The following is a 7,666-nucleotide window of genomic DNA, read 5'->3' as shown; positions in this document are numbered from 1 at the left end:
AACTGTGTTGACTGCCAGGCCGCCTTCGCGAGCAAGCCCGCTCCCACAGTTGGATCTTAGGGTGTCAGCTAGAGAAGTGTCGGCTGGCGGGCCGCCATCGCAGGCAAGCCAGCTCCCACATTTGGAACTCGAAAGGTCAGCTAAATCACCAGATAAGCCCGACCCATATGGCAAGTAAGGTTGGCACCGACTTCGGCATTGCCCAGGTTGATGCCCAAGGCACTCAGCAAGGTATTAACGATGGGGTCGAGAATCGGCGACAACACATTCTGGATCAGCCCCACCACCGCCGTAGTGATAGTCGCCAACAACCCGGCGACCCCAGCCAACGCACCATTGGAGACAGTGCCGCTAGGCGGTGCGTAAGTCACCTGCAAGCCATTAAGCGTCGACACCAGGCTGCCGACGATATTGGCCGTGCCCGGCGCAAACTTGTAGGTGGGCGGCGCATTCATCTCGGCCACCGGCGCAAACACCATCGTGCTGCTTTGCCCGGCAATGGTGGAGTTGGCTTTCAACAGCAAACCGCCCCCCACATTCGGTGTACGGTTGGGACTGCACAGCAGCGTTAGAACGACACAGTAGCGCTCGCCAAAATCAATCAACCTCACCGGCTGCACATTGACTGCAGCCGAGGAAGAAAAAGCCGCCACCGGATCCACCGTACCGACCGCCAGGGTCGCCAGGGACGTGGTGGTTTTCACCGTCAAGGATTTAGAGGCCGGCGAGTCGCAATTGAAATCCGTGACATTGGTTTGCGCACTGCCGGCTTCAATGTAAATGGCCAGCGACGTCGTGACATCGACGTCAGCCACATTGCAGGCCACCAGGCACAACACCCCGCCAACCACCGCCGGCAGGTTGAGGTTCAACAACCCTTTGACCACCTGGGACACCGGCGTGCCCAAGCCCGTCAGTATGGACGCCACGCCAGAGACCGCCTTGATGATCGGCGCCTGCACGGTCACCAACGTGCGCACTTGCGCGGTGCGTACAAAAATCTGTTCGGTTGGCGGGGTATTCTGCAAGCCCTTCTTGGCCAATACAGGATTGCCAATCGCCGACAACTGCGGCGGTTCGATGACCTTGGTCTGGATCGACACATTGCCCACCAACGGAATCGCGACCTGCGCCGCCGCACTCACCGCATTCTTACTACTGGACAACTGCGCCACCGCTTCCAGCAGTTGAAACAACTGCACATTGCTGTTCAGCGCCGCCGTCGGCGTGCCTGTGGCGATGTCGATCAGGTCGCCCACGGTTAACAGCTTGCTGTTCGGCGCAATGGCTTGAATCGAAATCACATCATTGATGACCGCCGTGGCTGCCGCGCCGTTTTTCTGCAAGACCTTCACCGCAGCGTCAATCAGTTGAGTCGCGGAGACTGCGGTACTGAGCAAGGCATCGTAGTCACCGGCCTTCACGTTCAGGTTGATCGCCAGTTGGTCCAGGTAACTGAGCAGGTTGACGTTGGTCTGCAGCAAGCCGTTCCAACCCGCCGCCGTGAGCGACAGGTTGCCGCCGAGCAGGTTGCCGATGACCAGGTTGAGCAGTGGGGATTTGCCTGAATCGACGCTGGCCAGGCTGCTGCGGATCGACAGCTGCGCCACGGGCGGCGGTGTCGCCGCGACGGCCGTGGCGCTCAAGTTGATTTGCGGGGTGATCGGCGCGCCGCTGAACAGGTTCCACAGGCCATTGGCGATGCTGGTCAGGACGGTGCGCGAGGCCACCACGCGGATCGCGTCGCTCTTGGTGGCATCGGCGCTAAATACGCGGGTGTTGAGGGCATTGGTCGCCAGGGTGCCGCACGTCACCGCCAGGGTGTTGCCATTACCGACCACAAAACCGTTGCGCGCCGCATTTTGCGTGGCATAGGCGCTGGCCGTGGTGTTGGTACCGCACTGGCCACCCAGACCTGCCGCCTCCAACGCCGAGGTGTCGGCAACGGACTGCAACTTGCGCTTTTCCAGGTACAAGCGCCCGCTGTCGACCGCCAGCAACGTAAACACCAGAGCCAAGGCCAAGGTGCCTGCCGCCATCAAGCCAATTGCACCACGCTGCCTGGAGCCGAATCGGGGAGACATCGAAGCACTCCTGCGCTAACTCTCCGTTGCACTGGAGTGTAGACAAGGCTTCGGCAGGTTGCTGGCAACTCGCCACATTGGCGACTGGCGGAGATGCCCTGAATGTCGGCACCCTAATACAACTCAGCTAAGCGAACGCTATGCTCAAAACACTGAAGATCAAATGTGGGAGCTGGCTTGCCTGCGAAAGCGGTGTGTCAGTCACTGAAGTCGCGAGCAAGCCCGCTCCCACAGGAGTGACAGGGGGTGATCAGCGCGGCGGGTAGTTGGAAAGGATCTTGGTTACGGTGCTGCGGATGGCCTTGTTACGGTCCTCGGGGTTGGGCGTGCTGGCCATCATTTGTTCGTCGCTGCCGCGCCACACCAGCTTGCCGTCCTTGCCGTCGAGCAGGTCGAGCTGGATGGTCGCCACTTTGTAGGTGATGTTGCGCGTTTCGTTGTACATCGGCGCGCCCCAGTAACCATTCCACGGGCCGCCCCAGGCACCGCCATAGTTGGTGGTGACTTGCTGCTGGCGGTCTTCGACGATCAGGTAGGCCTGTACATTCAAGTCAGCCTTGGTGCCCGCCGCCGCAGGACGCAAACCGCGTTGATCCAGCTGTTCGCCCACGGCCTGGCGGATGCGTTGCTCGGTGAGGTCGCTCTTGATCCGCGGGTCATCGGGACGGTACTGCAACGCCGGGTCTTTCCAGGCCCAATTGCGGTAAGCGCCGAAGTCTCGGCTGGCGTCGAAATCATGGTTGACCTGGTTGCTCTGGCAACCGCCCAGCAACATGACAACAGCAAGTGCAGCGATGCGACGAAGCATGGTGTTCTCCAAAAACAACGTGGGCCTGTAATGAGAATAGCTGCTAACTGGGCGGATAGGCAGCCATTGCCTTCTGCATCGCCTTGCGCAAGCTATCGGCGCGTTCGCTCAGGCTGCCCTGGCTGGTGGTTTCGGCGCTGGTGCTCCACACCGGCTGGCGGGTGCGCGCATCGAACAGGCTGATACGCGCCACGGCCACTGTCACTTCATAGGTACGCACCACCGGCACGCTGTTGTACATGCCATAGCCGTTGCCATAACGGTTATAGCCGCCGTATCCGTAACCATAATCGTCCTGGACCTGGCGCAGGCGTTTTTCCAGGCGTACATCGGCGCTCACCAGCAGGTCGGGCGCGCGCTTGTCATGCAAGGGGCGCAAGCCGCGCTGGTCGAGAGCGCCGCTGACCGCCTCGGCAATCTGCGCCGAATCGGCCCAGGCCGTGCCCGCCGGCAACTGGCCGTTGAGCCAGCCCCAACTGCGGTAGGCGCCGTAGTCGCGTACCGGCGCAGGGTAGGCGCTGGCATCAAAGGTGGTTGCCGCCTGGGCGGGCGCCGGCGGCATCGGCGCCGAACTGGCCACGTAAGGGTTGGGGCTCGAGCACGCCCCAAGGCCTAGAGACAACAGAATTAAACCGAGACGACGCATGTCGACCTCCCACGCTGGCCGCTTAAACCGGGCGGCAGATCCAGTGCAAATATCGCCCAAGCCCGGCAAAGCTTGGGTGACGACGGTGAGCGAGTTCCATCTCCAACAAGTCCTGCAGGTTGGCGCGCGCCTGGAATTCCACCGGCATATAGTCGTGGAACACCCGTACGCCACTTTGGCTTTCGACCTGCCACAACCCTTCAAGTTGCGCCGCCAATTCCCGTGGGTCCAGGGGTTGTTGCGGCGTCAGGCTCTGCTTTTCGCCGGCCATGTCGTTCTTGCGCATTTTGCGAAAGTGGCCTTTGAGCAGGTTGCGATAGATCAACGCATCACGGTTGTAGAACGCCAGGGACAACCAGCCACCCGGCAGCGTCAGTTGGTGCAGCACTGGCAGGATGGCGTGGGGCTCGGCCAACCACTCCAGCACGGCATGGCACAGCACCAGATCGTAAGGCTCGGTGAGTTGGCCGAGCAAGTCTTGCCACGGTGCATGAATAAAAGTCGCGCTTTGGCCCGCGTCAGCGAAGCGCTGGCGCGCCCCTTCAAGCATCGGTGCAGCGGGTTCGGCCAGGGTCACCTCGTGGCCCTGCTCGGCCAGCCACAGCGACATATGCCCCAGGCCAGCACCGATATCCAGCACGCGCAATGGGCGTTGCGGCAAGGCTTCTACCAGGTCGGCCTGGAGCACCGCCAAGCGAATCGCGCCCTTGGCGCCGCCGTAGATCTTTTCGGCAAAGCGCGTGGCCAACTGGTCGAAATGACGATCACTCATGGGCAAACCGCCGTTCGCTATCGGCCAGTTTGGCGCGCACCACTTCGTTCATATCCAGGCCCAGCTCACTGCACAGCAACAGCAGGTACAGAACGATATCACCGACCTCCTGGCCCGCATGCGCGAGTTTATCGGCGGGCAGTTGGCGGGATTGGTCTTCGGTGAGCCATTGGAAGATTTCCACCAGCTCGGCCATTTCCACGCTGGCAGCCATGGCCAGGTTTTTCGGGCTGTGAAACTGCTTCCAGTCATTAGTATCGCGGATGCGGTGCAGGCGTTCGGTGAGGTGTTCGAGGTTCATGCGGGGGCTCCTGAATGGGTATAGCTTACCCGATCATTCCCACGCTTCGCGTCGCCTGCGTGGATGTCGGGACGCGGAGCGTCCCAGGCGGCGTTCCCACGCAGAGCGTGGGAACGATCAGCGATCAGTCGACAACGCTGAATTCGAGCCTGGCGGTTTGACCGGCTTCATCCAATACACTGAGCTGATAGCGGCCCAGCCGTTCAAAACTGGCATTGATGCTGTCCTGACTGGCGCTGTCGCCCAACGGCGCGCCATTGAGAAACCACCAACGCCGACCACTGCCGCCCAGAGCGGAGATTTTCAGGCGCAAGGCTTGTTGACTGGCAGCGGGCAGACGCAATTGATCGCCCTCGCGTACCCCCACGATGGACAACGGCGATGACGCGGCCAGCGCCGGTGGCGGGCAGTCCGGGTCAGCCGCCGGGATACGTGCTTCACGGCGTTCAATTCTTGGCAACCAGGGCTCCAACGGCGCCGGCCACAGGGCGATGTTTTGGGGGGTTGCGCCAGGGCAACGGGCATCGACCCGCAAGCCTTTGGCGTTAACCCAGATACTTTCCATCAAGCCCACGCTCAAGGGTTGATCCAATGCCTGCAAGGTCGGCGGCGTTGTGTTGTCCAGGGTCCAGGCAAAACGCTGGCGGCGGCAGTTGGGGTCGCTGCGGTTCATGGGCTGGCCCAACGGCCAACAGATCGCCGCCACGCCGATATTGGCCGGCACCGGTTTGACCGGCGCACTGATGCCGCGCTGGCTGTCGCGGTTGGTCAGCACGTCATGCACCTGCAACATCAACGGCGCTGCCGACGCCAGGCCGAACTGCCCCGGTACCGGCGTGCCATCGGGCCGGCCGATCCAGACGCCGATCAGATAACGCGGGCCCACGCCAATCGCCCAGGCATCACGGAAGCCATAGCTGGTACCGGTTTTCCACGCCAGCACCGGGCGTTGGACAAGCTCGGCACGCGGGTCGCGGTCGGGCCGCGCCTGGCCGCTGAGGATGCGCCGCACAATCCATGCGGCGCCGGGCGACAGCAACGGCCGCTCCCTGAGCGTATCGTCCGGCTGTAACCGCAGGGTGGCGCTCTTGCCATCGCGGGCCAGGGCGCTGTAGCCGCTCACCAGATCTTCCAGGCGACTGCCCGCGCCGCCGAGGATCAGCGCCAGGTTCGGCTCGGCCAACGCCGGCAACGCCAACGGCATGCCACCGATGCGCATCTGTGCGGCAAAGCGCTTGGGCCCGTAGGCTTCCAGCAATTGCACCGCCGGCAGGTTCAACGAGCTGGACAACGCCGTGCTCGCCGGCACCGCCCCGGTAAAGCCCATGGAAAAGTTGCCTGGGCGGTAATCGCCATAACGTCGAGGCACGTCCTGTAACAGCGATTCGGAGTGGATCAGGCCGTCATCCAACGCCATGCCGTAGAGAAAAGGTTTCAAGGTGGAACCGGGCGAGCGCAGCGCGCTGATCATGTCCACATGGCCAAAGCGCTTGGTGTCGTTGATATCCACCGACCCCAGGTAGGCACGTACCGCCATGCTTTCTTCTTCCACCACCAGGATGGCCGCCGAGGTGTGCTCCGGCAGGCGCGCGCGCCAGCCCAGCAGCAGGTCTTCGAGACGACGTTGCAGAGTGGCATCCAGGGTGGTGCGGATCAGCGGCGGGCTGTCGGGGCGGTTCAGGCGGCGTGCCAGCAAGGGCGCCAGGCTTGGCTCCAGACGTGGGGCGAGCAACAGGGGCTCTTCCAGCGCTTCATCAACCGCCGATTGCGGCCATACCTGAAACTCGGCCAAGCGGCGCAGCACTTTGTCGCGGGCCTCCTGGGCGCGCTGCGGATGACGGTCCGGGCGCAAACGGCTTGGCGCCTGCGGCAACACCGCGAGCAAAGCGGCTTCGGCGTGGGTCAGCTGTGACGGCGACTTGCCCAGGTAGGCCCAGCTCGCCGCCGCCACGCCCTGCAGCGTGCCGCCGAAAGGCGCGCGGTTCAGGTACAGGTTGAGGATTTCGTCCTTGGACAGGTGCCACTCCAACTGCGCGGTACGCCACAGCTGGCGTAACTTGCCGTGCAGGGTGCGTGAGTGCGGGTCGAGCAGGCGCGCCACTTGCATCGACAAGGTGCTGCCGCCGGAGACCACGCGCGCGCCGCTCAGGTTTTGCCAGGTCGCACGCACCAGCGCCAACGGGTTTACGCCGGGGTGCTGGTAGAACCAACGGTCTTCATAGGTGAGCAGCGCGTCGAGGTAATAAGGCGAAACTTCGCTAGTGTGTACCGGATAGCGCCATACGCCATTGGCATCGGCAAATCGCCACAGGGGTGTGCCATCTTCGGCCAGCACCACCCGGGCCAGGTCGTCCTGGGGCAGGGGTAAGGGCCAAATGCGATCGGCGCCCCACAGCAGCAGTATTACCAACGCCACACAACCCAACGCCCAGCGCAATAACTGTGGGAGCGGGCTTGCTCGCGAACGCGGTGGGTCAGTTGGCAGAGATGTCACCGGCACGCCGCCTTCGCGAGCAAGCCCGCTCCCACATTGGACTGAGTACATCCGCAGGTGATTAAACTAAAACTCAAACGGGCAAACCTCTATGCTTGCAGGGAACTCGCCTGCGTTATCGACAACCAAAGGCACAGTTACGCCCACCTTCTCATCAGGACACGCACATGCAGGTAGAAAGCTTTTTCGAATGGTTGGGCCAGGCGCTCGGTTCCGTCATCCGCTTTATCGTCGACGGCCTCAGCGGTTTGTTCGGGGCCTTGACCCACGCCGGCGGCAACTTTATCGACGGTTTGTCACGCACCTTGGGCATGGACACGTCGATCATCAGCATCATCACCCTGATCGTCGGCCTGCTGTTCCTTTACTCGGCGGTACGCGCCTTTATGCGGGCCTCGATTATCGTCGGGATCATCTGGCTGATGCTGGGGCTGTGGTTGCTGAGCTGGGTCGTACACTGACATTACAACCACTCGATTCTCCTCTGTAGGAGCGAGCTTGCTCGCGAAAAACTCACAGACGCCGCGTTAATCCAGGAAACCCGCGTTATCGTTGACGTTT

7 protein-coding genes are annotated in these 7,666 nt (G+C 62.3%); 1 reads left to right on the top strand and 6 read right to left on the bottom strand.

Annotation, left to right across the window (positions count from 1 at the left end):
• Window positions 1-140: 140 nt before the first annotated feature.
• The 6 genes from E1K68_RS03960 to pbpC all read right to left on the bottom strand — a co-directional run bounded on the left by E1K68_RS03960 (window position 141) and on the right by pbpC (window position 7,048).
• Window positions 141-2,084, bottom strand: a complete 1,944-nt coding sequence (locus E1K68_RS03960) for a pilus assembly protein TadG-related protein (RefSeq protein WP_003188215.1) — start codon at window positions 2,082-2,084, stop codon at window positions 141-143.
• A gap of 250 nt (window positions 2,085-2,334) precedes the next feature.
• Window positions 2,335-2,892 (bottom strand): DUF4136 domain-containing protein, encoded by a 558-nt coding sequence (locus tag E1K68_RS03955; RefSeq protein WP_003188214.1) that lies wholly within the window; start codon window positions 2,890-2,892, stop codon window positions 2,335-2,337.
• A 43-nt stretch (window positions 2,893-2,935) separates the two neighbouring features.
• Window positions 2,936-3,538, bottom strand: coding sequence for a DUF4136 domain-containing protein (locus tag E1K68_RS03950; RefSeq protein WP_003188213.1), 603 nt, complete (start codon window positions 3,536-3,538; stop codon window positions 2,936-2,938).
• 22 nt (window positions 3,539-3,560) lie between these two features.
• Entirely contained in the window at window positions 3,561-4,310 is a 750-nt protein-coding gene (locus tag E1K68_RS03945) for a methyltransferase (protein WP_003188212.1), read from the bottom strand.
• On the bottom strand, window positions 4,303-4,611 hold the full coding sequence (locus E1K68_RS03940; protein WP_003188211.1) for a MazG-like family protein: 309 nt from the start codon (window positions 4,609-4,611) through the stop codon (window positions 4,303-4,305). The genes E1K68_RS03945 and E1K68_RS03940 overlap by 8 nt, the downstream gene beginning before the upstream one ends.
• A gap of 124 nt (window positions 4,612-4,735) precedes the next feature.
• On the bottom strand, window positions 4,736-7,048 hold the full coding sequence (gene pbpC / locus E1K68_RS03935) for a peptidoglycan glycosyltransferase PbpC (RefSeq protein ID WP_212614871.1): 2,313 nt from the start codon (window positions 7,046-7,048) through the stop codon (window positions 4,736-4,738).
• A 224-nt stretch (window positions 7,049-7,272) separates the two neighbouring features.
• Here pbpC and E1K68_RS03930 point away from each other — a divergent pair, with 224 nt between their 5' ends.
• Entirely contained in the window at window positions 7,273-7,566 is a 294-nt protein-coding gene (locus E1K68_RS03930; RefSeq protein WP_003188208.1) for a hypothetical protein, read from the top strand.
• The last annotated feature ends 100 nt before the right edge of the window (window positions 7,567-7,666 follow it).

Source organism: Pseudomonas sp. B2021, from assembly GCF_018135665.1.
Classification (GTDB): domain Bacteria; phylum Pseudomonadota; class Gammaproteobacteria; order Pseudomonadales; family Pseudomonadaceae; genus Aquipseudomonas; species Aquipseudomonas lactis.
Note: the sequence above shows the minus strand (reverse complement) of the source record. Positions and strands in the feature narration are given on the sequence as shown.